The organism is Kitasatospora sp. NPDC089509, from assembly GCF_044749365.1.
In the GTDB taxonomy this organism is placed as follows: domain Bacteria; phylum Actinomycetota; class Actinomycetes; order Streptomycetales; family Streptomycetaceae; genus Kitasatospora.
The window spans coordinates 301725-326558 of record NZ_JBIVHS010000002.1 but is presented as its reverse complement, the minus strand read 5'-3'; the positions used below and the strand labels follow the sequence as shown (position 1 = coordinate 326558).

Sequence of the window (24834 nt, the reverse complement as noted above, 5' to 3'; positions counted from 1 at the left end):
AGGTCACCGGTCCGGGGACCAGCACCGGTCACGGCCCCGCACGGGGCCCGTCAGTACCAGTTGTGGGCCTGCCAGAAGCTCCAGGCCGAGCACGGGTCGCCGTAACGGCCCTTGATGTAGTCCAGGCCCCACTGGAGCTGGGTGGCCGGGTTGGTCTGCCAGTCGGAGCCGGCACTGGCCATCTTGTCGCCGGGCAGCGACTGCGGGATGCCGTACGCACCGGAGGAGGGGTTGGTGGCGTAGACCTTCCAGCCGCTCTCGTGCACGTAGATCTGGTCCAGGCAGCCGAACTGGCCGCTGACGCTCCAGCCGTGGGCGGGGAACTTCCACTGGGCGGTGATCTGCACGGTACGGGCGACGTGCATCGCGTCCATGGTGGCCGGGCCGGCGATGCCGTCGGCGCTCAGGTTGTGGTTGCGCTGCCAGTCGCCGACCGAGCTCGTGGTGCCGGAGCCGTAGGCGCCGTCCGCGCCCGTGCCGGCCGCCCGCTGGACCTCGGCGACCTTGTTGTGCAGGGCGAGTTCGGTGCGGGCGCCGTAGACGCCGTCCTCGTCGAGACCGTTGTCGTGCTGGAAGCTGCGGACGGCGGCGGTGGTCTGCGGGCCGTACGAGCCGTCGACGCCGCTGGCGGCCAGGTAGCCGATGCCCACCAGGTTGCGCTGGACCCAGGTCGTGCTGTCGGTCGCCTGGGCCTGGGCCGGCAGCAGGGCCAGTGCGACGAAGGCGAGCGCGGCCGCGGCGAGTCCGCGCAGGGCCGAGGTTTTCTTCACGGTCATCCCATCCCCTCAGATGCCTGTCGGGTGATCAGGCGGTGCCGCCCACTCTCGGGGCCGTCCGGCCGTCCCACAGGGGGTTCGGCGGCAGCGGGGACGTCCGGGGACGCCGTGGGACGGGCTTGGCGGGCCGCCCCCGGCAGGCCGTCGGAGGACCGGGCGGAGGACGGCGGGAAGGACGGCAGGAGGACCGCGGGAGGACGGTGCGGAACGGCCGGTGACCGGCCCGCCCCCGTGGGACGGGCCGGTCACCGGCGCGGTGGTTCAGCCGAGCAGCCGGCTCCAGGTGCGGGCGTCCACCACGCCGTCGGCGGGCAGCCCGGCCGAGGACTGGAAGCTCGTCACCCCGGCCTGGGTGCCCGGGCCGAAGGCGCCGTCCACGCTCACCTGGATGCCGTGCGCCACCAGCTGGCTCTGCACGCCCTGCACCGCGCTGCCGGATGCCCCGCGGGACAGCGGCGCCACCGCCTGGCTCCAGGTCTGGTTGCCAGCGACGCCGTCGGCCGAGGCGTGGGTGGTGTTCTGGAAGGCCGTGACGGCGGCCTGGGTGGCGGGCCCGTACGCCCCGTCCACGGTCAGCGACTGGCCGCGCTGGACCAGCAGGTACTGCAGGGTCTTCACGTTCTCGCCCGAGGCGCCGCTGCTGAGCACCGGCCAGACCGGGCCGGTCGGGTCCCCGCCGATCCGGGCCGCGACGTCCCGGCGGATCTGCGGGATCAGCGCGTAGAGGCGGTCGCCGGGGCACTCGGTGGTGTTGAAGTCCCGGTGGCCGTAGACCTGGTAGGCGCGCAGCCCGTACTGCTGGCAGATGTAGGTGATCAGGTCGATCAGCGCCGCGTACTGCTCGCTGCGCGGGTCGACGGTGGTGTAGGTGCCCTCGTTCTCGATGCCGATCGCCACCGTGTTCTGCGCGGTGCAGTGGGCCGACTCGACGTGCTGGGTGCCGCCGCGCAGGGTGGCCAGGCTGCTGTGCCGGCCCTCCGTGATGTAGGCGCCGCGGCTGACGGTGAAGTGCTGGCCGGTGTCGATCCAGTGCTCGCTGTCCATCTGGTAGGCCTGCATCGACCGGGCCAGCGAGAAGGCGGCGGCCTGCGAGTAGTCCGTCACATTGGGCGTCGCGGTGTGGTGCACGATCACCTTGTCCGGCGCGCCCGCCACGAAGTTGAGCGGGCTGCTCGCGGGCCGGGCGCCCCAGGCGCCGGTGTCGGCGATCACCGGGCCGGTGGCGGCGCTGGCCACCCCGGTGGTCAGCGCGGAGCCGAACAGGGCACCGGTGCCGACGGCGAGGGCGCCGGCCAGGAAGGTGCGGCGGCCGGGGCCGACGGGGGCGGCGGCGGGGTCAACGGCGTTCATACGGGATCACCTGGTCCTTAGGGGCCGGGAGGGAACGGACCGGCCCCTGCCCCCGGGCGGGTTGACGGCGCGGGGGCAGGGGCCGGCAGGGGTGCGCGACTTGCGGGCGGACGCCCGGTCCGGAGCCGCCGGACCGGGCGTTCGCCACGCTAGGAGCCCGGTCCCGCCCTCCACCACGCTTCGCCGTCCCCGCCGCGTCCCACCACCCGTCCCGGGACGGCGGTACGGGCCCGGGGCCGGGGGTCAGGCCCGGCGCACCCGGACGCCGCTCTCGGCGATCGCCTGCTCCTGGGCGTCCGGCAGTCCGGCGTCCGTCACCAGGTCGTGGACCTCGGAGAGCGGGCAGATCGAGGCGAAGGTGACCCGGCCGACCTTGGTCCGGTCGGCGAGCACGACGGAGTGGGCGCTGCTGCGCAGGAAGGCCCGGTCGGTCTGCGCCTCCATCTCGTCGTGGGTGGTGCAGCCCTGCTGCACGGTCAGGCCGTCCACCCCGATGAAGGCCAGGTCGAGGTGGTACTGCTCCAGCATCCGGTCGGCGGCCGGGCCGACCAGTTCGTAGCTGGCCGAGCGGGCGAGGCCGCCGATCACCACCAGCCGGACCTCGGGGCGCACGATCAGCTCGGCGGCGATGTTGACGGCGTTGGTGACCACGGTGAGGTTGCCGCGCTCGGCCAGCACCCGGGCCAGTTCGGTGGTGGTGGTGCCGCCGGTGAGGCCCACCACGGCGCCGTCCGGCACCAGTTCGGCGGCGGCCCGGGCGATCCGGCGCTTCTCCTCCTGCTGCTGGTCGCCGCGGTGCCGCAGCGGGATCTCCAGGTTGATCGCGCCGGTCACCGCGCCGCCGCGGGTGCGCTGGAGCAGCCCCTGGTCCTGCAGTTCCTGCAGGTCCCGGCGCACGGTCGCGTCCGACACCCCGAGCAGGTCGGAGAGCGTGTGCACGTCCGCGCTCCCCGCCTCGGCGATGTGCGACACGATCCTGGCGGCGCGATCAGCTTTGAGCATGGACGGAGTGTAGTTCAGCCCGGATCGACGATCGGCCGGTCGACGGACGCCCGCCGGGGCGGGTCAGGGCCGGTCCAGCACGATCGAGCGGGTGAGGTGGCGGGGCCGGTCCGGGTCGAGGCCGCGCCGCACGGCGAGGCCGACGGCCAGCCGCTGGACCCGGATCAGTTCGGCCAGCGGGTCGAGCCGCGGCACGCTGACCGCGGCGCCGGTCGCCTCGGCCTGTCGGACCAGTCCGACCGGCGGCTCGCCGAGGAACCAGACCAGCCCGTCCGGGCCGCTGACGCTGATCGGGCCGTGCCGGTACTCCATGGCCGGGTAGGCCTCGGTCCAGGAGCCGGAGGCCTCCCGGACCTTGAGCGCGGCCTCGTTCGCCACCCCGCAGCTCCAGCCCGTCCCGAGGAAGGTGAACTGCCGGGCCTCCAGCCCTGCGTCGGGCAGCGGCGCGTCGAGCGCGGCCCGGGCCTGGTCGGGCAGGTCGGCCGGCGCGCCGCCCAGGTGGGCGCGGAGCAGGGCGAGGGCGGTGGTGGCGAACCTGGTCTGGACGACGGACCGCTCGTCGGCGAACTCCAGCGCCACCAGGTGGCGGGCGGCGGCGCCGATCGGGGTGCGCGGGTCGGCGGTGATCGCCACCGTCTCGGCGGCCCTGGTCCGGGCGAGGGCGTCCAGCACCTCGGTGGTGGTGCCGGAGCGGGAGAGCGCGACCACCCGGTCGTAGCGGCGGGCGGCCGGGAACTCCGAGGCCGGGTAGGCGTCCGTCTCGCCGAGTCCGAGGGATTCGCGCAGGGCCGCGTAGGCCTGGGCGATGTAGAACGAGGTGCCGCAGCCGATCACGGCGATCCGTTCGTCGGGCTCGGGCAGGTGACGCGGGGACAGTTCCAGTGCGCGCTGCCAGCATTCGGGCTGGCTGGCGATCTCTTCGTCGACGTGGGCCATCAGGTCCTCCTGCGCGGGACTGCACGAACATGCGTGGCGCTGATCGATTTATAGTTGAGCCTTCGCAGATTGCACAAGAGTGCGCAGATTCGATCAGCTTCGAGCAGCCCATCACTCCCTCATCGCTTCCCCGACACCCGGCCCGCCCATCCCGCCGTACCGCCCGTCACCTGCGGCCGGACGGCGAACTTCCCGGTCAGGCAAAGGAGTGGTGAAGATCATCACGCTATTCACTAGTCCGAGCTATTCCGGCCTTGCCGTGTATCCAGCAAAAGCTAAGCTCCCCGTACTGTGACTGAACGTCAGACAAACCGAACAGTCGAGGAAACCGCCGATGTCGTCATCCTCGGCGCCGGCCCGGCCGGACTCACCCTCGGGAACCTCCTGCACGCCGCCGGGATCGACTGCGTCGTCCTCGAACGCGCCGACCGCGCCCACGTGCAGACCAGGGCCCGGGCCGGGTTCCTGGCCGCCAACACCGTCCGGGTGCTCGACCGCCACGGCCTGGCCGCAGGCCTGCACCGGCGCGGACAGCCGCACGGCACCTGCGAGTTCCGCACCGAGAACGGCAGCTTCAGACTCGACTACGGCGCCCTCGGCCGCCGCGAGCTGCACACCGTCTACCCCCAACAGGACCTGGTCGACGACCTCCTGACCCACTACCTGGAGGCCGGTGGCCGGATCGCCTTCGGGACGGAGGCGCAGTCCGTGCGGGACGCCGCCGGCCCGAACCCCACCGTCGACGTGCGGGACGCCGAGGGCCGCCCCGGCCGGTGGCGGGCCCGGTACGTGGCCGGCTGCGACGGCCGCCACGGCGCCGCCCGGCGCTCCCTCCCGGCCGGCACCCTGCGGCACCAGCGCGACCACGGCGTCAGCTGGCTCGGCCTGATCGCCGAAGCGCCCCCGAGCCTGGACGCCGTCGGCTACGCGATGCACCCCGACGGCTTCGCCGGCCACATGGCCCGCACCGCCGACATCACCCGCTACTACCTCCAGTGCGAGCGCGGCACCCCCGCCGACGCCTGGTCCGAGGACCGGATCTGGGCGGCCCTCGACCGCCGGATGGGCGCCGCCGAACACGGGCCGCTGCGCCACGGCCGGATCCTCCAACGCTCCGTCATAGACCTGGAGTCCGATGTGGTCGAGCCGCTGCGGCACGGCTCGCTGCTGCTCGCCGGGGACGCCGCCAGCCTGCCCGCGCCCGCCGCCGCCAAGGGCGCCAACCTCGCCGTCCTGGAGGCCGAGCTCCTCGCCGAAGCACTGGTCGACGAGCTCTCCCACGACGACTCCCGGGCCCTGGACCGCTACTCCGAGCGCTGCCTCCAGCACATCTGGCGGGCCCAGGAGTTCGCCCACTGGATGATCCAACTCCTGCACTCCCCGCTGCTGAACCCCACTGCCGGACCGGCAGAGGAATCGTTCTTCCACGAATCCATGCGGCGCGCCCGCGTCGAATCCCTGCGCACCTCGCGCACCCACCAGGACTGGTTCGCCGAGAACTACGTCGGCATCTGACCGCCCTGCCCACCGGAACGAGGACTCCCTCCCCATGACCACGACCCCCCTCGACGACACCGCCCGCCTGCGCGCGACGGCCGACTTCGTCAGGGAGCACGACACCGCGAGCCTGCTCCCGCTCCTGCTGCCCGGCCTCGACGGCCCGGACCGCCGGGCCCTCGCCGACAGCTGCCGCTTCTCGCACGCCGCCCTGCTCGTGCTACCCCCGGACCGCGCCACCCTGCACGCCCAACTCGACGCCGCCGGACTGCACTTCGACGCGGAACCGCAGCCCAGCGTGGTGGTCCGCGGCCGACTCGCCCGCCGGCACGGCCGCGCCGAGGCCGAACTCGACGTCACCATCCTGCGTCCGACGGTGCCCGGACCGCAGGGCGGGCGCACCGTCGAGGTGTTCGCCCTGATCGTGCCGCCCGGCTCCGACCTGGAGGCCCTCGCCGCCCACGAACGCGCCCACCAGCACGAGGCGCACCTCGCCTTCGAGCTCACCCGCCCCGAACCGCTGGCACTGCGCGGCCTGTGCGCCCTGCTCACCCGGCACGGCGCCGCCCCCGACGGCGGCGGGTACAACCCCCACGAGGACTCCACCGTCCTCTACTTCACCGCCCCGGCCGGATCCCGCACCGGCTACCGTCGGGTCGAGCTGTTCGCCCACGGCGACCACCGCGCGGTGCTCGCCGACCACCTCGGACAGGACCCGGCCCGGCAGCCCGCCGAAGCCCTGCTGACCCAGCTCACCGGCGCCTGGACCACCCAGGCCCTGGCCGTCGCCGCCCGGTTGGGCCTGCCCGACGCCCTGGACACCCGGACCTCGACGGCCCCGGACGTGCTGGCCCGCGACCTCGGCGCCGACCCGCAGAGCCTCGCCACCCTGCTGCGCTACCTCACCATGCTGGGCGCCGTCGCCCAACACCCGGACGGCTACCGGCTCACCGCGACCGGCGCCCTGCTGCGCGCCGACGCCCCGGGCTCGATGCGGCCGCTGGCGCTGATGTACGGCGGCCCGTTCTACCGCTCCTTCGGGGAGCTGGAGCACACCGTCCGCACCGGGCAGGCCGCCTTCGACCACCTCTTCGGCGAGAACCACTTCGACCACTTCGCCAAGGACCCGGAGCTCGCCGAGCTCTTCGACCTGTCCATGGCCGCCAGCGCCCGGATGTTCGACCCGCTGCCGGACCACCCGGTCGTGGCCTCGGCCGGCTCCGGGACGGTCGTCGACATCGCCGGCGGCAACGGCGAACTGCTCGGCCGGCTGCTGACCGCCCACCCGCGGCTGCACGGGCTCCTGCTGGAGCGCCCGCACGCCGTCGAGGCGGCGCGCCGCCAGCTGGACGCCGCCGGTCTGGGCGCGCGCTGCGGCTACGTGGCGGGCGACTTCGCGGACGTCCCGGCGGACGCGGACGTCTACCTGCTGTCCCGGGTGCTGCACGACTGGGAGGACGAGCGCTGCCGGGAGATCCTGCGCCACATCGCCCGCGCCATGCCCGCCCACGCCGACCTGCTGATCGTCGAACGGCTGCTGCCCGCCGACGGCTCGACCTCGCTGGCCACCGCGTGGGACCTGCACATGAGGTGCAACACCGGCGGCCGCGAACGCACCGCCGAGCACTACGCCCGCCTGCTCGCCGACGCCGGGCTGCACCTGCTGGACCACTCCCCGCTCCCGCTGGGCGCCGCCGTCCTGCACGCCCGCAAGGCCACCGTCCCGGCCCCGACCGAGCCGGCCCTCCGCGCCCCGGCCCACGCCGGGAGGTAGTACGGCTGTTCCCTCGTCGAGTCCCGCCGCCGGGCGCTACGGCGCCGGGCGGCGGGACTCGACGTAGTCGACGAGCTGCATCATGCCGAGGTCCTCGTGCTGGAGCTGGTGGCAATGGGCGACGGCCCGGCCGGTGAAGTCCTCGTACCGCACCAGGAAGGTGACGGTGTCACCGGGCTTGCCGCCGGCCAGGTCGACGGTGTCCTGCCAGACCGGTGGGTCGAGCGGCTCGCCGTTGCGGTGGGTCACCAGCACGTGGTTGGTGTGCAGGTGGAAGGGGTGGTGGAAGGCCGTCTTGGTCTCGTCGGTGCGCAGCGTCCAGCGTTCGACGGTATCCAGCTCCAGGACGTGGTTGACGAAGCCGGGGTCGAACAGGCCGTGGGCCGGGTCCCGGGCGGGGTCGCCGTCCGGGTCGGCCGCCGGCGTCGCCTGGGTGCCCAGCATCCGGAAGGCGTTGGGGAACGGCCCGGTGAACACCCCGGGGTCGACGTGGAAGACCACCTCGCGGTCGGCGTCCGGGTCGGTGAGGTCGTCCTCATCCAGGAAGGGCTTGCCGGCCGGCAGTGCGCTCGGCAGGTCCATCGGCGGTTCGACCGGCTCGCCCGTCACCTCGACCGTCATCAGCGGCCCGGCGACGCCCTCGGCGCGCAGCCGGTAGCGGCCGGGCTCGCCGCCCCGGACCAGCACGTCGGCCCGGTTGCCCATGGCCAGCCGGACGGTGTCGGTGGCGACCACGGCCGGGAAGGTCACGCCGTCCTGGGCGATCTGGTGGAAGGTGAGGTCCGACCCGTCCCCGGTGAGCCGCAGCGGCAGCGCGGTGAACGCCGTCGCGCAGACCAGCCGCCAGCGCTGCACCTCGCCCGGGCGCAGCGTCAGGGTGGGGTTGACCGCGCCGTTCACGGTCAGGGTGGGCGGGACGGCGGCCAGGGCGCCGCCGGAGGCGAAGTCGGGGACCCTGCCGTCCTTGAGCCGCAGTTCGTTGACGCAGACCACCAGGTCGGCGGCGGCCGCGATCTCGGGCACCTCGTCGACGTCGCCCTCGACGATCAGGACCCCGGCCATCCCGCCGACGATCTGCACCGAGGTGGCCCCGTGCAGGTGCGGGTGGTACCAGTGGGTGCCGGCCGGGTGGTCGTCCGGGACGTCGATGACGGTCAGGTACCGCGGCTCGGGCGCGCCCGCGTCGACCTCCTCGGCGGTGCGCGGGGCGAACACCCGGAGCACGTTGTCGGCGTCCCCGGAGGGGTCGACGTGCAGGCCGTGGGTGTGCAGGTTGAAGCTGTTGAAGCCGTGCGGCCGGTTGTGGTCCCCGTCGTGCGGGGCGTTCGGCGGCAGGCCGTTGACCTGGGTCAGCCGTAGGGTGTCCCCGCCGCGCAGCCGCAGGGTCGGGCCGGGGACGGTGCCGTTGTAGGTCCGGGTGGTGGCCGTCCCGTAGCCGGGGACGACGGTGTCCGTGAACCGCACGTCGAGCGTCTGCTCCAGCAGCGACCGCCGGGCGGTGTGGACGGCCGGCTGCGGGAAGGCCGTGGGCGCCGCCGCGGCGTGCTGCGGGGAGCGGATCCCGTCGGCCGTCGCCACCAGGACGGCGGCGGGGAGCACCTTGAGCATCGATCGACGACTGATTCCGACATTTTCGGTCATGGTCGGGCAATCTAGATCAGCTCGCCAGGGGCGCCCGGAAAGCACACCGCGCGCCCCGCAGGACATTGCCGATTCATGACCCTCGGGCCCGGGACCGGCACTTCAGGGCATTCGGACTCAGGACGCCTTTCCGGTCGCCCAGACCGTCACCGTGGCCTCCAGCTGGTAGTCCGCCGGGGCGATGGAGTCGATCTTGATCAGCGCGGTGCGCCCGCCGGGCGTCTTCAGGCAGACCGTCGTGCCGACGTTGACGTGCGCCGAGTCACCCGGATGGCTGGCCGCCCAGTCCGCGCAGGCCGCGCCGGAGGGCGGCGCCTGGCCGGTCCAGATGCCGAAGCTGTCGTGCTCCGGCTGGATCTCCTCCCGCAGCACGGCCGTGGTGTCGGTGAACCCGGTCGCGTAGATGCCCTGGGGGAAGCCCGGGTGACGCCCCGGCGGGGTGAGGTCGAAGTCCGCCCCGCCCTCCATCGTGATGGCGACCTGGCCGCTCCAGGCCACCGCCGGCTCGGTCGAGCTCGGCGTGGCCGGGTTCGCGGGCGGCGGGTTCTGGGTGGCCGGGTTCTGAGTGGCCGGTACGGACACCGGCTGGTTCGACCCGCCGACGGTCGACCCGGACGCCACCGTGCCCGCCGCCGGGGTCGAGGGCTCGCCCCCGCTCGGCTTGATGGCCGTCCCCAGGATCAGCGCCAGCACCCCGACCGCGACCACCCCGACCCGGGCTCCCCCGCTCTTCGGACCGGGCAGACTGATCCCCGCCCCGCTCGCGGCCTCCTTCGCGAAGGCCACGACGAAGCAGAGCAGCCCGAACACCCACAACGTGATGGTTCCCGCCACGGCCCCGCACCCCTGTCCCCGTACGCCCGGCCCGCACGGCCGAGTCCGAACGCGCAGATGTTACAAGGAACCTGACGTTCGAGCAGGTCGTTTCCGTGCGGGCCGTTGGTGGGTCCGGGTACGGCGCGGACGGAGGACGGTCCGGGGAGGACTGCTCCGCACCCGATCCGGCCCCGACGGAGTTCCCGTCGGGGCCGGAGAGGCAATCGGGAGCGCCGACGAGCTAGTTGGCCAGGCTGAAGTCCCCGCCCACCGGGGCGGCGATCTTGTCCACGCCGGTCAGCGCGGTGAGCGAGGTCACCGGAGTGCTGCTGTCCGTCGTGGTGCCGTTGCCGAGCTGGCCGGAGCCGTTGTTGCCCCAGGACCGCACGGTGTTGTCGCCGAGCAGCGCGATGGTGTGCTCGCGCCCGCCGGCCACCAGCTGGACGCCGGTGATGCCCGGGACGGGCACCGGGGTGATCCGGTAGTCGGTCGTGCCGTCGCCGATCTGGCCGGAGGTGTTCTGCCCCCAGGCCTTCAGCTTGTTGTCGCTGTCGGTGACCGCCAGGCTGTGGTTGCAGCCGGCCGCGATCTGGGAGACCCCGCCGAGCCAGATGCCCTGGGTGTCGACCGGGGTGTAGCGGTTGATGGTGCTGTTGTCGCCGAGCTGACCGGTGGCGTTGTAGCCCCAAGCCTTCACGGCGTTGCCGCTGGTCGGCTTGGACGGGCCGCTCGGCGGGCCGACCAGCGCCAGGTTGTGGTTGCAGCCGGCCGCGATCCGGGTCACGCCGGTCAGGTTGCCGACCTGGGACGGCACGTTACGGCTGGCCGAAGTGCCGTCGCCCAGCTGGCCGTTGATGTTGTAGCCCCAGGCCCAGACGGTGCCGTCCTCGCGCAGCGCGATGCTGTGGTTGAGGCCCGCCGCGATCGCGATCACCTTGTTGAGGCCTTCGACCCGGACCGGCACGCTGCTGTCCATGTTGGTGCCGTTGCCGAGCTGGCCGTAGTTGTTCCGGCCCCAGGCGACCACGGTCTGGTCGGCCAGCAGGGCCAGGCTGTGCTGGCCGCCGGCCGCGACGTCGGTGGCGTTGTTGAGGTTGACCACCTGGCCGGGCGCGTTGTGGCTGAACACCGTGCCGTCGCCGAGCTGGCCGGAGTTGTTGGCGCCCCAGGACTGGACCGTACGGTCGGTCAGCAGCGCCAGCCCGTGGCCGTTGGTGGGGCTGGCCCCGCCGGCGGCGATCTTCACCACCTCGGCGCTGGTCAGCCCGAGGACCGAGGTGGCGGTGGTACGGAAGTCGGTCCAGGTGCCGTCACCGAGTTGGCCGGAGCGGTTGTTGCCCCAGGACTTGAGCCGCTTCTCCTGGGCGTGCGCGGTGCCGGCCGGCATCGCCGCCAGGCCGAGCGCGGTCAGCGCGGCGACAGTCGCGGCGAGCGCCGGGCGCAGCCGACTGCGGCGCGCGGTACGGGAGTTCGTCATGTGCTGCCTTCCTGCTGGAGGGATGGGAGGTCAGCGCGCCAGGCTGAAGCTGCCGTTGGAGGGCGCCGCGACCATGGAGACGCTGCCGGACTTGGCCAGCACCTGCACCGGGGTGGGGCGCTGGGTGGTGGTGCCGTCGCCCAGCTGGCCCTTGTCGTTGAGGCCCCAGGACTGGACGGTGCCGTCGGAGAGCACCGCGAGGTTGTGGTTGGCACCGGAGGCGACGCCGATCGCCGCCGTCACACCCGGGATCGGCACGCTGGTGTTGCGCTGGGTCAGGGTGCCGTCGCCGACCTGGCCGTTGGCGTTGTTGCCCCAGCCGCGCAGGGTGCGGTCCTGGAGCAGGGCGATGCTGTGCGAGGCGCCCGCGGACAGGCCGGTGACGTTCTTGAGCTCCAACACCGGTACCGGGTAGGGCTTGTTGACCACGCTGTCGTCGCCGAGCTGCCCCTTGTCGTTGAGGCCCCAGGACATCACGGTGCCGTCTGCGAGCAGCGCCAGGGCGTGCGAGGCGCCGGCGGTGACGCCCTTGACGGTGGTCAGTTCGGGCACCGTGATGGCGGTGGTGCGCGTGGCCGGGGTCGGGGCGGGCGGGGCGGTGGTCGAGCTGGCCGGCTTGGCGGTGATGCCGAGCTGGCCCTTGTCGTTGTTGCCCCAGGTCTTCACCGTGCCGTCCTTCAGCAGCGCCATGCTGAAGGCGTCACCGGCGGCGATCGCCTTGACGTCGGCGAGCCCGGCGACGACCACCGGGAGGTTGGCGTTGGTGGTGGTCCCGTCGCCCAGCTGGCCCTTGTCGTTGAGGCCCCAGGACATCACCGTGCCGTCCTTGAGCAGCGCGAGGGCGTGCGAGCCGCCCGCGGCGACCGCGTCCACCCCGCCCAGCCCGGCGACCAGACTGGGCACCGCCCACTCGTCGGTGGCGCTGTTGACCCCGTTGCCGAGCTGGCCCTTGTCGTTCTTGCCCCAGGACTCGACGGTGCCGTTGGCGAGCAGCGCGAGGCCGAAGCCGGAGCCGGTGGAGCCGCCGGTGCCCCCGGCCGCGACGGCGGTGAGCTCGGCCCCCGAGAGCCCGACGACGGAGGTCGGGGTGAGCCGCTGGGTCTTGGTGCCGTCGCCCAGCTGGCCGCTGGTGTTCAGCCCCCAGGAGCGCAGCCGCAGGTCGTAGGCGGAGGCGGCGGAGGTGGGCAGGGCGACGGAGCCGAGCAGGGTCAGGCTGGCGACCAGGGCGGGGACGGCGGTCACGGGCACACGGCGGAGCTTGCGGGGCAGCGGGAGCATCTCTTCCTCACGTTCGGGTGGGGAGGGGCATGGGAATGCCCGGCAGCGGCAGGCCGGTGCCGCTGTTCGGGGAATGGCGATGCGTCAGAGGCAGGGCCGCGCCGGGCTGCGACGGACCGGTCCGCCCACGACCTGGGCGGGCGGCGGCAGCGGCCGGTGGTGGGCGTGCTGGATACCATCGGCGCCGTCGGCGCAGGGTGCCACCGGGCGCGGGCCGACGGGTGCGGCCACGGCGGCCGAGCAGGTGGCGAGCAGCGGCAGGGCCAGCAGCAGGACGGCGGCCCGCAGGGCGCGGGCCGATCCGGAGTGGGATGACATGGTGCCCCTCGTGCGTGCGGGCCGTACGGCAGCATGACCGCACAGCCCTGACGGGTCATAAAAATAGGATCATCTGCATAGCTGCCCCATGATCAGCACGCTCGTGCGCTGTCGAACACCCTTCCACCTTGTTGGCCCAGCCGGATCGTTCGCCTTCGCCCTATCGGACCGTCAGTTGTTGCGGACCGTGACCGAGCCCCGAAGCATGGACCGCCGGGGCCGGTGATCACCGAGGGCCGCCGATCGCAACCACCCGCCACGTCCGCCGAATTCAGTGGGAGAGACCGTGCTGCGAGCGCAACGAGCCAGACTTCTAGCCGTCACCCTCAGTGGCACCATCGCCCTGGCGACCCCGACCCCGGCGGGGGCCGAGGACACCCAGCCGGCGGTGGTCCCGAACGGGACGTTCTCCTCGCCCACCGTGCCCGCCGGTCAGACCTACGCCGGGCAGATCGACAACTGGGACGGCGGCGGCATCGCCTCCGCCGACCGCGCCGGTCACCCGAAGGGCTTCCAGGCGGCCATCACCGCCAAGAAGAACGAACCGTTCCCGCTCAGCACCAAGGTGCGCGGCGTCCGGGCCGGCGCCACCGTGACCCTGAGCTGGGACGACAACCCCGACATCTGCGCGAAGCAGGGCGACCCCACGCGCACCTACACCGTGACTGTCGCCGGTGACAGCAACAAGCCCGGCAGCTACAGCACCAACGCTCCCACCGGAAAGCCGAACTGGTTCCTCGGCCGGACGTACTCCTTCACCGCCGCCGAGGACGCCCCGCAGATCACCTTCACCTCGACCACCACCAACAACCCGAACTGCGGCCCGCTGATCACCAATGTCGCCGCCCTGCAGACCGCCCCGCCGCTGGGCCCGCCGCAGCCCGCCAAGGACAACGACCCCTGCGCCGGTGACGCCGCGAGCAGCCCCTCCTGCAAAGACGTCGCCGACAACAAGAACCAGATCGACAAGTGCCCTCCCAGCAACAAGGACTGCCTGGCGAGCGTCGCCGGTGACGGCAAGGCCCAGAACGACGGCATCGCCAAGGAGACCCAGGCGATGGAGGACTTCAACAAGGTCCCCCGCGACGAGGACCCGAACAAGGCCTCCTCCGACCTCTGTACCCTGCCCAACGCGCTGACCGACGGGGTCAAACCCGGCGACACGGTCGTCCCGCCGCACGACTGGTGGCTCTGCTGATGCGGCGGGCCCTCCTGCTCCGCGCCGGATGCCCCCTGCTGGCAGCGGGCCTGGCCCTGGCCGCCGCCCCGCCCGCGCAGGCCGCCGACACCGTGGACGTCCCGGTCGCCAACGGCACCTTCGCCGATCCCAAGGCCCCCGACAACGGCACCGCCGCCGGGCACGCCGGCTGGTCGCCGGAGAACAACGCGGTGGTCTTCGGCAAGGCCCTCGCCCAGCACCCGGCCGGCTACCAGGCCGCCTCGCTCAACTGGAACGGCGCCGCGCTCGCCCTGCGCACCCGGCTGTGGGGCGTGAAGGCCGGCTCCCACGTCACCCTGGCCTGGGACGACAGCCCAGGCGTGGACAAGCGCTGCACCCCGGAGCAGCTCAAGGACGGCCAGACCTACAACCTCTCGCTGATCGCCCCGGGCAACCCGCCCGACCCACAGATCACCACCAAGGGCAGCGACACCGTCGGCACCGCCAACTGGACCACCGGACGGACCTTCGGCTTCGACGCCCCCGAGGACAACCCGATGGTCTCCTTCGACTCCGCCGAGAAGCGCGACTCGCTCTCCTGCGGCCCGCTGATCACCAACGTGACCGCCAAGCAGACCCCGGCGCCGGTGGACCAGAAGGTCCGCAAGGAGCAACTGCCCGGCCCCAAGGCCTACAAGGGCAACGAGCCGCTGGAGCCGGGCATCGCGGTGGACGACTGCGAGGGCTCCGCGACCAACTGCACCTTCACCGTGGACAAGGACTCCTCCTACCAGTACTACGGCCAGACCCGGATCGTCGGCGAGGTCTACATCAACTGCAGCCGCAACGCGGTGGTCGACGACCGCAAGCTGGAGGTCACCGAGCCCCCGTACGACAACCTCACCCAGTACTACGCGCTCAAGGGCACCCCGCTCACCCCCAGCCGCTCCGACCTCTCGCAGAGCCGCCCCAACCTGGCCGCCCAGGCCGCCGCCGGGTTCAGCGCGGCGGGCGGCAACACCGCGGCCGTCTCCACCAGCAACCCGCTCACCTGGAGCCGCACCGCCACCAAGGGGATCAATCCCACCATCCAGCCCGGCGAGGTGAGTTGGCTGGAGGTGCAGCCGGCCCGGGAGCGGGTGGCGGGCAGCTTCAGCAACGCCCGCAACACGTACCGGCTGGACGCGACCTTCGACGTCCCGGCGGTCTCCCTGCCGGACCGCTGGTACCAGCGCACCGGCCCGCTCACCGACGTCGAGCTCCAGCGCTGCGGCTCCGCCCGACCGACCGCCGGCACCCCCGACAACGGCGCCGGCCCGGACAAGCGCCTGCTGGCCGTCGACGCCCCGCCCGCCGGGGTGCCGACCAGGACGGTGCCGCTCAACCCCTAGAGCCGGAGGGGCCCTTACCTCCGAGTAGCCCGCCCTGGCAAGCGGGACCGCGAATTCCGCTCCGGATCGCACGGTTCCGCCTCGCGGCCCCTAGAGTCCGGACCGGACGGCCCTCCGCCGGTGGAGGGCCCGGGCGGTTTCGGGGGTCGCGGTGGAGCAGGACGTCGTACGGGAGTCCGCGCGGGCGGGCCGGGTGGTGCTCTGGGAGGAGTCGGCCCGGGACGGCGCCCAGGCCAAGACCCTGATGTCGGCCGGGTTCCGGGTCCGGCTGGCGCGCGGACAGGGGCGGATGTTCGGCGCCGACGGGCCCCGGCACGTGGTGTTCGCGGCGGGCTTCCCGGCCGTCTGCGCCGAGGAGTTCGAGGCGGTGCGCCGGGTCGCCGTGGAGGCCGAGGGTGCGGTCAGCGTCGCCGCCGTCTGCCGGGGCCGGGCGGAGGACGTCCGACAGGCGGTCGACGCCGTCCGGGGCACCGCGCACGCCCGGGTCATGGTGGTGGTCCCCGGCTCCGAGCCGATGGCCCGGACCATGACCCACCGTCCGGCCCGCGAAGCCCTGGAGTCGGCGGCGGCCCTGATCCGGGAGGCCCGCGGGCTGGACGACCGGATCGCCGTCGACATCTGCCTGGCCGACGCCTCCCGCGCCGACCACGGCCTGCTGGCCGACGGCGCGAGCGCCCTCACCGCCGCCGGGGCCGGCACGATCGTGCTGGCCGACACGGTCGGCTGCCAACTCCCCTCCGAGGCGGCCGCGTTGTTCGGACGAATACGGGCGACGGCCGACCCCGGGGTGGTGCTGGCCTCCCACCTGCACAACGACCTCGGCCTCGGCCTGGCCAACACCCTGGAGGCGCTGCGGGCCGGCGTCCGGGTGGTGGCCGCCTCCTGGCTGGGCATCGCCGAACGCAGCGGCATGGCCGCGACCGAGCAACTGCTGTTCCTGCTCGCCCACGACCCGGCCCGGGCGAGCCGGCTGCTGGCCGCCGACACCCCCGCCTGGTGGACCGCCCCGGACCTCACCGCGCTGCCTCGGCTGGCCCGGCTGGTCGCCGAGGAGACCGGCGTCCCGCTGACCGTCACGACTCCCGTGGTGGGCACCGGAGTCGGCACCATCTCCACCGGCACCCCGTTCGTCCACCCGCAGCTGTTCCAGCCCTTCGACCCCGAGGAACTGCTCGGCATCGCCCCGAGCGTGGTGCTCACCCACCTCGCCAGCGTCCGGGTGGTCCGGGCCGTCGCCGCCCGGCTCGGCCACCAGCTGGACGAGCGGCAGGCCCGGGCCGCGCTGGCCTGGGTGAAGACGAGGGCCTACCGCACCGGGCGGGCGGTGGTCGACGAGGCTGCCTTCGCCGGCTACCTCACCGGGCTGCGCACCCTCCCGGCCGAGGTCTCCGCGTGATCACCGATCTCGAAGGGGCGAGGGCCGCCCTGCGGCGCGGCACCGCTGTGGTGCTGCCCAACCCGGCGCCGCTCACCCATGTGGTCGCCGGCCCCGACCCGCGCGCCGTCAACACCGCCAAGGGCCGCCCCGCCGACCAGGCCGTCGCCCTCTGGGCCCACCACCCCGACACCCTCACCGACCTCGACGCCGCCCTCGACCTCTCCCCCGCCCTGACGGCCGCCGCCCACCGGCTGCTCACCGAGGAGCGGGTGACCCTGCTGCTCCCGCTGCGCCCCGGCGCCGCACCGCCCGACTGGCTGACCCCGGCCACCCGGGACGGCTGGACCCTGCTCTTCGGCGCCCGCTGGACGCCGCTGCTGCCGCTGCTCGCGGACCACCCGGTGCTGTACGTGAGCAGCGCCAACCGCACCGGCCGGCCGCCCGCGGCGACGGCGGCCGAGGCGGTCGCGAGGTTCCCGGCGGCCGTGCCCGTCCTCGGCACCACCTCCGAGCCCGACAGCCCGCCCCGGGCGGCCACCACCACCCTGAGGCTGCACCCGGACGGCCGGATCGACCTGCACCGGCCCGGGGCCCAGGACCGGCCGTACCAGGACCCCAACGGCTACCTGGAGCACGTCCGCGCCGCCTACCTGCGGTGACCCACGTCGCCCCCGCCCGTAAGTCGACGGGCAGGGGGCGACGGCGGGGTCAGGTCAGCGGCGCCCAGGTCCGCTCGGGCGTCAGCCGGTACCGGGCGGTGGGCCGGTCGCCGCCATGGCCCGGCGGCACCTCGACCAGGCCGCCTTCGGCACCGCCTGCCGCCGCACGGTTCCCGGGGCCCGGTGTGGGCGACGGAGCGGGGGTGAAGCCCGGGCGCACCGTGAGGCAGTAGTTCAGGGCGCTGAAGGTCTGCGCCACGACCGTGCTGACGTTCACCGTCGACGGACTGTCCACCACGATGTTCTTGACCAGCTTGCCGGTGCCGTCGACGCTCAACTCGCCCACCGTGCGGGTCATCGCGTTCAGCACCCCGAACTGCAGCTCGTCGCCGGACTTCACGGTGAACTTCACCTGGGTGGTCTCGCTGACGCTCCGCTTCCAGGTGTGCGAGTACGCGGCCTTGAAGGCCAGCTCGAAGCTGGCCCGCGCGCTGAGCTTGAGCTCGGCGGAGCCGGAGACCGTGCCGCCGACGTTCACCGCGGCACCGTTGACGGTGTCCGTGGTGGGGCCCTTGTCCGCCTGCGGGCCGTGGTCGGTGTGGGTGACGTCGGTGGTGTTGCTGACGCCGGCGCTGCCCTCGACCTTGGTGGTGTTGTCCACGGTGCCCTCCAGCGTCGCGCTGCCGGAGATCTCGCCCGCGATGTTGTCGGTGGTGCTGGACTCCAGCGCCACCGTGCGCTGGACCGTCATCGGCTTGTTGGTGCAGTTGATCACCGCGTTCCCAGCCGAGACCACCGCCGTGGTGCGCTCCTTGGTCAGCCCCGGGAGGATCCGGAACGAGCAGCCGTAGTCCCTCCCACAGCCGCGCGCCACACCGGGCGCGTCCGGCAGCGAGGTGTCCCCGTCGAAGGCCTGGGCCACGCCCTGGGCGTCGGCTCCGTCGTCGGCGAGGGCCACGGGCCCGACGGACGTCAGCAGGGCGGCCAGCGCCGCCGACAGGACCAGCGACCGGCGCGGCACGGTGTACCCAGTCCGGCGCTTCATCGCCGCTCCCAAGTGCCGTGCGCGGTCCGGACGTAGACGGCGTCCGGCACCCGGCCGGGGCGCTCCGGCGCGGTCTCGACCAGCCCGCCACCGAGGGCGCGGTTGCCCGGCCCCGGGTTCGGAGCCGGGCGCAGCGAGAGGCACTTGTCCGGCCGGGCGAAGGTCTGCGCGACCACCGAGCTGACGTTGACGGTGGAGGGGCTGTCCACGGTCACGTTCTTGATCAGCTTGCCGCTGTCGTTCACCTTCAACTCCCCGACCGTCCGGGCCGCCGCGTTCAGCACCCCGAACTGCAGCTCGTCACCCGGGCTGACGGTGAAGGTCACCTGGGTGGTCTCGGTGCTCTGGACCTGCCACTCGCGCGAGAAGGAGGCCTTGAAGGCCGCGGCGTAGGTCGCCTTGGCACCCAGGTGCAGCGCATTGGAGCCGCCGACGGTGACCGGGAACTCGACGGTGTTCCCGGTCTTGTCCTCGGTGTACGGGCCCTTGTCCTTGTTCGGCCCGATCTGGTTCACGCTGTTGTTCATGCTCGGCTTCACGTTGGCGGCGACCGCGGCCGTCACCGTGGTGTCCACCCCACCCTCCAGGGTGGCCGTGCCGGAGATCTCGCCGCTGATGTTGTCGGTGCTGCTGGTCACGAAGGTGACGGTGCGGTCGATCTCCATGTCGGAGTCCGTGCAGTTGATCGCCGCGTTGCCGACGGAGAGCACGGCGCTGGCGAACTCGCGCGGCGCCCGGTCGTACATCCGGAAGCTGCACGCCGTGGCGGACTTGGCACACAGGGCGGTCACCTCCTGGACGGAGGCCAGCGGTTCGTCCCCGTCGAAGGCCTGGGCCACCGGCAGCTTCGGCGGCGTGCCGTCCGCGGCGGCGGCGCCGCCCTCGCCGTCGGCGGCGCTGCTCGGCGCGGCGAACGGGACCAGGAGCGCTGTCGCGACCCCGGGGACCAGCAGGGCGAACCGGGCACCGCGCCGCCATCTCGGCGGGCCTGCGAACACGACCACGGAGGCTCTCCTCATTCGTCGGGTGGGTGCCTCCGGGTCTGACGTCCCGGCACAGCGGGAGGCCCGTCGGCCTCCCCATCCTCGGCGAGAGTCCCATCGCGGGCGAACGGTCGGCCGGTGACCGTGCGCCATTCGATGCGCCGTCAACCCGACACGCCGGTGTTCGGGGGTGTCGGCCGCCGATCGGCGGACAGCGGACCGGGTGGGTCAGCCGCCGGACGGCGGGCGCGGGGCGTCGATCTCGGCCCAGACCGTCTTGCCGTCGTCGTGCGGCACCGCGCCCCAGCGGCTGGCGGCCCGCTGCACGATGAACAGCCCGTGCCCGCCGGGCAGGCCGGGGCGGTGCGGTCGGCGCGGCTCGGGCAGCACGGTCGAACGGTCGCCGACCTCGATCCGCAGCCGGGTCTCGGAGGCGTCGAGGACGAGGTCCAGCGGGCCGCCCGCGTGCAGCAGCGCGTTGGCGACGAGCTCGGCGACCAGCAGCACGATGTCGTCCTGGCCGCCGTCCGGGCCAGTCGGCCAGGACCAGTCGGCGACGGCCTGCGTGGTGTACGCCCGGGCGCGGGCGACCGGCTTCGGCAGCCCGGCCAGGTGCAGCCGCCGGCGCTGCCCGCCGGGCGGCAGGGTGGGGCCGGTGCCCGGCCGATCGCCGTCCAGGGTGGCCCGGCTGGTCGTCATGTGCGGGTTCCCCTCGGTTTCGGTGCGGTTCCGGTGCGCTTCCGGCACTGCGTTCCGCTTCGTTCGGCTTCGTTCGGCTTGGTTCGGCTTCGTTCCGCTGTCGTCTGCTCGGTTTCCCGACCACTGCCGAATTATGCGTGCCGTCGCCCGGTCGCGGCGCTCACCGGGGTGCGGCGGACGCGGCTTCGACGGTCGGGTGCAGCGAGAAGACGCTGTCCGTGCAGGTCAGTTCCAGCAGCCGCTGCACCGTGACGGACGGCGCGGCGAGCCGGAAGCCCACGTCCGCCGCGGCGGCCGCCATCCGGGTCTGCAGCAGCAGGTTGAGGCCGGAGGAGTCGCAGAAGCCGACCTGGGCGAGGTCGACGACGAGCAGCGGCGGGCGCTCCGCCAGCAGTCGGTCGAGCGTGCTCCGGGCCGGGGCCAGGGTCTCGATGTCGAGGTCGCCCGCCAGGGCGCAGACGGCCGCCCGGCTGTCGGTGTAGGTGTGCACGGCCAGGTCGGGCCCGGACGGAACGCCCGTCCAGGAGGGGTCGGAGGGTGCGGTGGTCGGCGGCACGGTCACGGACTCGTTCTCTGCGGGCATCGTCTTCTCGGCTGGCATCGTCGTCGTGTTCCCTCCACGGGTGTGCTCCACGAGCGTACGCACGCCACCCGGCGCGGGACCAGGCCGGGGGCGGCCCGGCGGCAGGGTGGCGGGTGGCGTGCGCGGCGGTGCGGGGGCTCCCGGTGGCCGGGCGGCGCTCAGGTGGCGGTGAGGTCCGCGCGCAGGTGCTTCAGGGTGCGACTGAGGAGACGGGAGACGTGCATCTGGGACAGCCCGAGGCGGGCGCCGATCTGCGACTGGGTGAGCTCCTCGCCGAAGCGCATCGACAGGATCTGCCGGTCGCGTTCCGGCAGGGCGGCGACCAGCGGCTTGAGGACGATCAGGTTCTCGATCGTGTCGTAGCGCGGATCCTCCGCGCCGAGCCGCTGGGCGAGCGGGCCCGGGTCCTCCTCGCTCTCGGTCACCGGGGCGTCCAGGGAGCCGGCGGTGTGGCCGTTGGCGGCGGCGAGCCCCTCGATCACCTCCTCCTGCGAGAGGTCGAGGTGCGCGGCCAGTTCGGCCACCGTCGGCGCCCGGCCGAGCCGTTGGAACAGCACGTCCCGGGCCTTGGCCAGGGTGATGCGCAGTTCCTGGAGGCGGCGCGGCACGTGCACGGCCCAGGTGGCGTCCCGGAAGTGGCGGCGGATCTCGCCGAGGATGGTCGGCAGCGCGAAGGTGACGAACTCCGCGCCGTGGTCGGGGTCGTAGCGGTCGATCGCCTTGATCAGGCCGACCGAGCCGACCTGGATCAGGTCCTCCTCGGGCTCCCGGCGGTTGCCGACCCGGCGGATCGCGAACCGCACCAGCGACAGGTTGAGTTCGATCAGCGTGGCCCGTACGTAGGAGTACGCCCGGGTGCCCTCCTCCAGGGTCGCCAGCCGGGCCAGCAGCGTCCGGGTCAGCTCGCGCGCGTCCTCCGGCGCGACCCGGCGCGGGTCCTCGACGCCGGCGAGTTCGGGCAGGTCCGGGTGGGCGGCGGGCTCCGGGACGGCGGTGCGGTGGGCGGCACGGGCTGCGCGGTGGGCGGCCGGCACGTCGACCGTCGCGGCCTCGTCCGGGCTCGGGGCTGTCACGCAGTGGAGGAGTTCGTCACTGGTCGTGGCCATGTCGGTCCTTTCCCCTCGGCGTACGGTCCGTCCCCGGGTACCCGCCGTGACCGGTTCCATGCCGGTTGCCGTTGTGAGGATTGCGTGAACGAACGACCCGGACGCCGGGCCGGACCCCGCTCCGGGCCCCGAGCCGGACGCCGACCGGAGGCCGAGGCGGACCCCGGAAACGGTGCCGCCGGACGCCGTCCGCGCATGCCCGGCCGGGATCGGGGCACCCGGACCGGGTGCAGGACCACGGACCGAGGAGGAGCAGGAGGACCGGACGATGGGACGGATCGAGGAATCGGTCGAGGTGGCGGCCCCGGTCGACGACGTCTACCGGCAGTGGGTCCACTGCGAGGACTTCCCGCACTTCATGCGCGGCGTCGTCGCTGTGGACGTCTCCGGCGGCGCCGACGGCAGCACCTGGGTGGTCGAAACCGCCGGCGGCCGCCGGGAGTTCGAGGCCGTGACGACGGAGGTGGTGGCAGGTCAGCGGGTGGCCTGGGACGGCGGGAACGGCCCGGTGCGCCACAGCGGCGTGGTGACCTTCCACCGCGTGGACGACCGCACCACCCGGGTCATGCTCCAACTGGAGGTCGAACCGCACGGCCTCTGGGCGCACCTCGCCGAGGCGCTCGGCTTCGTCGACCGCCGGGTCATCGACGACCTCCGGGACTTCAAGCGGCACGTCGAGCAGGACGGCGGGCACGACAGCGGGCACGACGGCGCGCACGACGGCGGGCAGGACGCCGATCCGGGGGCATGAACGCCCGCATCGGGGGCAGCCGAACCGGTACCGGACCGAACAGGACGAGACGAGACGAACGGAGGCAGTCATGACCGCACGCCGCACCATCTGGGAGTTCCGCACCTCCGCCGGGCACACCGCCGGCACCGACCTCATCGGCTTCCACGTCGAAGCCACCGACGGAGCGATCGGCAAGGTCGACAAGCTGTCCGAGGAGGTCGACGAGCAGTACCTGGTCGTCGACACCGGGCCGTGGATCCTCGGCCGGCGCGTACTGCTCCCGGCCGGCACCGTGACCCGCATCGAGGTCGGGGAGCAGAAGGTCTACGTCGACCGCACCAAGGACGAGATCAGGAACAGCCCCGACCTCGACGACGGCGGGCCCGGCCAGGAGGCCGACACCCGTGGCCGCTTCGGGCCCTACTGGGACCCGTACTACGGCGGCCGGATCCTCTGACCGGGCAGCCGGAGGACAGCGACGCGCCGGACGACCGGCCCCGCCGGGCCGACCGCCAACCACCGACGAACGGACCGGGACGGCCCGCGGCCGCCCCGTCCGGAACCACCCGGGAAAGGGGAACCCTTCGATGGAACGTCTCACCACCCGGATCACCATGCGACTGCTGACCGGCGACGAACGCAGCCGGGACCTGGACGTCGACTGGTCCTACCGGGACACCGAACCCCACGCGGCGGAGCTGGACTTCACCTCCTACCAGCCGGACGCGGTGTGGTCGCTCTCCCGCGACCTGCTGCTGGCCGGCCTGCACGCGCCCGTCGGCGAGGGGGACGTGCACGTCTCGCCGTTCGACGACGCCCGCGTGCTGATCGCGCTGGCCGGCGCCGAGGGCGTCGCCCTGCTCGCGGCGCCCTCGGCGGCCGTGGCCGGCTTCCTGGCCGAGACCGTCCGGCTCGTCCCGCCGGGGCAGGAACACGACCGGATCGACTGGGACCGCGGTCTCCAGGACCTGTTGACCGCCTGAAGCGACGCCCGGCGCGGGTACGGGGGCCGCCCCCGCGCCCGCGCCGGGGCCCGTCGGCGACTCCGACGTCATCGCCGACATCACCACCGTCGTCGACCTCAACTCCCCCGCCGGGAGCGGAAAGGAGCGCAGCGGATGTGGTGGAGCCTGCTCCGCCTCGCGGTGGTCGGCCTCGCGGCCGCCCTGCTCACCTACGGCCTCGACCGGACCGTCCGGACGGTCACCGGCCGGCTGTCCGTCCCGTGGGGCGTCGGCGGCGTCCCGGAGGTGCTACGCCGGTGCCGTCACCCGGTGCTGGCCCTGACGGCCTCTCTGCTGCTCTCCGCCGCGCTGCCGTGGGTCGCCGCTCCGCCCGCCGCCCGCGAGGGGCTGCGGCACCTGGCGGTGATCCTGTCGATCACCTCCGGCGGCTGGCTGTGCGGCCGCCTGGTGGCGATCCTGGTGGACGGCGCCGCCCGGCTCGCCCTCCACCGCCGCGACCCGGCCTGGGCGGGCCGCGCCCGGACCCAGGCCAGCCTGCTCGGCCGGATCGGCCAGGCGGTGGTCGCCGTGGTGACGCTGGGCGCCGTGCTGATGACCTTCCCGGCGGTGCGCGGCGTCGGCACCAGCCTGCTGGCCTCCGCCGGACTGGTCGGCGTGGTGGCGGGCGTCGCCGCCCAGAGCACGCTGGCCAATGTGTTCGCCGGGGTGCAGCTGGCCTTCGGTGACCTGGCCCGGATCGGGGACGTCGTGGTGGTGGCGGGCGAGTGGGGGACGGTGGAGGAGATCACCCTGACCACCGTGGTGATCGAGACCTGGGACCAGCGGCGGCTGATGATGCCGATGTCGTACTTCGTCGGGCGGCCGTTCGAGAACTGGTCCCGCCGCTCCAGCCGGATCACCGGCACCGCGCTGCTCCACCTCGACCACCACGCCCCGATCGGGCTGCTGCGCGAGGAGTTCGAGGACTACCTGGCGAAGAGCGAGCTCTGGGACGGCCGGGGCAGCGCCCTCCAGGTGGTCGACACCACGCCGACCACCATCGTCGTCCGGGTGCTGGCCACGGCGGCCGACGGCAGCGACGCCTTCGAGCTGCGCTGCCGGCTGCGCGAGCACCTCATCGGCTACCTGCGCGACCGGCACCCGTACGCGCTGCCGCGGATCCCGGTCGCGGAGGCGCCCGCGCGGCCCCGGGACGACCGGGCCGATCCCCGCGGCCCCGGGCCGGGGCCGGGCGCCCCGCCGTAGCAGCGACTGCTCGGGGCCCGGCA

24 protein-coding genes are annotated in these 24834 nt (G+C 73.6%); 10 read left to right on the top strand and 14 right to left on the bottom strand.

All coding sequences use genetic code 11. The features are described 5' to 3' along the window. Positions 1-50: 50 nt before the first annotated feature. The 4 genes from ACIP4P_RS04960 to ACIP4P_RS04945 form a co-directional block, all read right to left on the bottom strand. Complete coding sequence (locus ACIP4P_RS04960) at positions 51-776, bottom strand: peptidoglycan-binding protein (protein WP_400914858.1); 726 nt, start codon at positions 774-776, stop codon at positions 51-53. 261 nt (positions 777-1037) lie between these two features. Continuing rightward, entirely contained in the window at positions 1038-2126 is a 1089-nt protein-coding gene (locus ACIP4P_RS04955) for a peptidoglycan-binding protein (protein ID WP_400914856.1), read from the bottom strand. A 243-nt stretch (positions 2127-2369) separates the two neighbouring features. Then, complete coding sequence (locus ACIP4P_RS04950; RefSeq protein WP_350514147.1) at positions 2370-3128, bottom strand: DeoR/GlpR family DNA-binding transcription regulator; 759 nt, start codon at positions 3126-3128, stop codon at positions 2370-2372. A 63-nt stretch (positions 3129-3191) separates the two neighbouring features. Further along, positions 3192-4064: an SIS domain-containing protein gene (locus tag ACIP4P_RS04945; protein WP_400914852.1), complete on the bottom strand. Its 873-nt coding sequence runs from the start codon at positions 4062-4064 to the stop codon at positions 3192-3194. Positions 4065-4355: 291 nt separating this feature from the next. On the opposite strand from ACIP4P_RS04945, the gene ACIP4P_RS04940 reads away from it, so the two are divergent. Together ACIP4P_RS04940 and ACIP4P_RS04935 are read left to right on the top strand one after the other, a co-directional pair. Beyond that, positions 4356-5579, top strand: coding sequence for a 4-hydroxybenzoate 3-monooxygenase (locus ACIP4P_RS04940; protein WP_400914850.1), 1224 nt, complete (start codon positions 4356-4358; stop codon positions 5577-5579). 34 nt (positions 5580-5613) lie between these two features. Then, positions 5614-7335 (top strand): methyltransferase, encoded by a 1722-nt coding sequence (locus ACIP4P_RS04935; protein ID WP_400914847.1) that lies wholly within the window; start codon positions 5614-5616, stop codon positions 7333-7335. Positions 7336-7371: 36 nt separating this feature from the next. Here ACIP4P_RS04935 and ACIP4P_RS04930 read toward each other — a convergent pair whose 3' ends face one another. From ACIP4P_RS04930 to ACIP4P_RS04910, 5 genes are all read right to left on the bottom strand, one after another. After that, complete coding sequence (locus tag ACIP4P_RS04930) at positions 7372-8976, bottom strand: multicopper oxidase family protein (protein WP_400914845.1); 1605 nt, start codon at positions 8974-8976, stop codon at positions 7372-7374. A gap of 117 nt (positions 8977-9093) precedes the next feature. After that, positions 9094-9810 (bottom strand): hypothetical protein, encoded by a 717-nt coding sequence (locus tag ACIP4P_RS04925; protein WP_400914843.1) that lies wholly within the window; start codon positions 9808-9810, stop codon positions 9094-9096. A gap of 223 nt (positions 9811-10033) precedes the next feature. Then, the gene (locus ACIP4P_RS04920) at positions 10034-11269 is read right to left on the bottom strand and encodes an RCC1 domain-containing protein (RefSeq protein ID WP_400914841.1); all 1236 of its coding nucleotides are present in this window, start codon (positions 11267-11269) and stop codon (positions 10034-10036) included. 30 nt (positions 11270-11299) lie between these two features. Beyond that, entirely contained in the window at positions 11300-12517 is a 1218-nt protein-coding gene (locus ACIP4P_RS04915) for an RCC1 domain-containing protein (RefSeq protein ID WP_400914840.1), read from the bottom strand. Positions 12518-12631: 114 nt separating this feature from the next. Further along, a complete protein-coding gene (locus tag ACIP4P_RS04910) occupies positions 12632-12865 on the bottom strand; it encodes a hypothetical protein (protein WP_400914839.1) in 234 nt (77 codons plus the stop codon). A gap of 286 nt (positions 12866-13151) precedes the next feature. On the opposite strand from ACIP4P_RS04910, the gene ACIP4P_RS04905 reads away from it, so the two are divergent. From ACIP4P_RS04905 to ACIP4P_RS04890, 4 genes are all read left to right on the top strand, one after another. Then, the gene (locus tag ACIP4P_RS04905; RefSeq protein WP_400914837.1) at positions 13152-14063 is read left to right on the top strand and encodes a hypothetical protein; all 912 of its coding nucleotides are present in this window, start codon (positions 13152-13154) and stop codon (positions 14061-14063) included. Continuing rightward, positions 14063-15415, top strand: coding sequence for a hypothetical protein (locus ACIP4P_RS04900; protein ID WP_400914834.1), 1353 nt, complete (start codon positions 14063-14065; stop codon positions 15413-15415). Before ACIP4P_RS04905 ends, ACIP4P_RS04900 begins: the two co-directional genes overlap by 1 nt. Positions 15416-15566: 151 nt before the next feature. Beyond that, complete coding sequence (locus ACIP4P_RS04895) at positions 15567-16811, top strand: 2-isopropylmalate synthase (protein WP_400914832.1); 1245 nt, start codon at positions 15567-15569, stop codon at positions 16809-16811. After that, positions 16808-17452 carry a hypothetical protein gene (locus ACIP4P_RS04890; RefSeq protein WP_400914830.1) on the top strand — a complete coding sequence of 215 codons (645 nt, stop codon included), beginning with the start codon at positions 16808-16810 and terminating at the stop codon, positions 17450-17452. Before ACIP4P_RS04895 ends, ACIP4P_RS04890 begins: the two co-directional genes overlap by 4 nt. Before the next feature lie 49 nt (positions 17453-17501). On the opposite strand, the gene ACIP4P_RS04885 is transcribed toward ACIP4P_RS04890, so the two are convergent. The 5 genes from ACIP4P_RS04885 to ACIP4P_RS04865 form a co-directional block, all read right to left on the bottom strand. Beyond that, the gene (locus tag ACIP4P_RS04885; RefSeq protein ID WP_400914827.1) at positions 17502-18497 is read right to left on the bottom strand and encodes a hypothetical protein; all 996 of its coding nucleotides are present in this window, start codon (positions 18495-18497) and stop codon (positions 17502-17504) included. Further along, positions 18494-19501, bottom strand: coding sequence for a hypothetical protein (locus tag ACIP4P_RS04880; protein WP_400914825.1), 1008 nt, complete (start codon positions 19499-19501; stop codon positions 18494-18496). Before ACIP4P_RS04880 ends, ACIP4P_RS04885 begins: the two co-directional genes overlap by 4 nt. Positions 19502-19708: 207 nt before the next feature. Then, the gene (locus tag ACIP4P_RS04875) at positions 19709-20179 is read right to left on the bottom strand and encodes an ATP-binding protein (protein ID WP_400914822.1); all 471 of its coding nucleotides are present in this window, start codon (positions 20177-20179) and stop codon (positions 19709-19711) included. Positions 20180-20339: 160 nt separating this feature from the next. Continuing rightward, complete coding sequence (locus tag ACIP4P_RS04870; protein ID WP_400914819.1) at positions 20340-20780, bottom strand: STAS domain-containing protein; 441 nt, start codon at positions 20778-20780, stop codon at positions 20340-20342. A 140-nt stretch (positions 20781-20920) separates the two neighbouring features. Continuing rightward, positions 20921-21868: an RNA polymerase sigma factor SigF gene (locus tag ACIP4P_RS04865; protein ID WP_400914817.1), complete on the bottom strand. Its 948-nt coding sequence runs from the start codon at positions 21866-21868 to the stop codon at positions 20921-20923. A gap of 268 nt (positions 21869-22136) precedes the next feature. Here ACIP4P_RS04865 and ACIP4P_RS04860 point away from each other — a divergent pair, with 268 nt between their 5' ends. From ACIP4P_RS04860 to ACIP4P_RS04845, 4 genes are all read left to right on the top strand, one after another. Then, entirely contained in the window at positions 22137-22619 is a 483-nt protein-coding gene (locus ACIP4P_RS04860; RefSeq protein WP_400914814.1) for an SRPBCC family protein, read from the top strand. A gap of 70 nt (positions 22620-22689) precedes the next feature. Beyond that, entirely contained in the window at positions 22690-23058 is a 369-nt protein-coding gene (locus tag ACIP4P_RS04855; RefSeq protein WP_400914812.1) for a PRC-barrel domain-containing protein, read from the top strand. Between the two features lie 130 nt (positions 23059-23188). Next, the gene (locus ACIP4P_RS04850; protein ID WP_400914809.1) at positions 23189-23584 is read left to right on the top strand and encodes an SsgA family sporulation/cell division regulator; all 396 of its coding nucleotides are present in this window, start codon (positions 23189-23191) and stop codon (positions 23582-23584) included. 135 nt (positions 23585-23719) lie between these two features. Beyond that, positions 23720-24811, top strand: coding sequence for a mechanosensitive ion channel family protein (locus ACIP4P_RS04845; RefSeq protein ID WP_400914807.1), 1092 nt, complete (start codon positions 23720-23722; stop codon positions 24809-24811). Positions 24812-24834 lie beyond the last annotated feature (23 nt).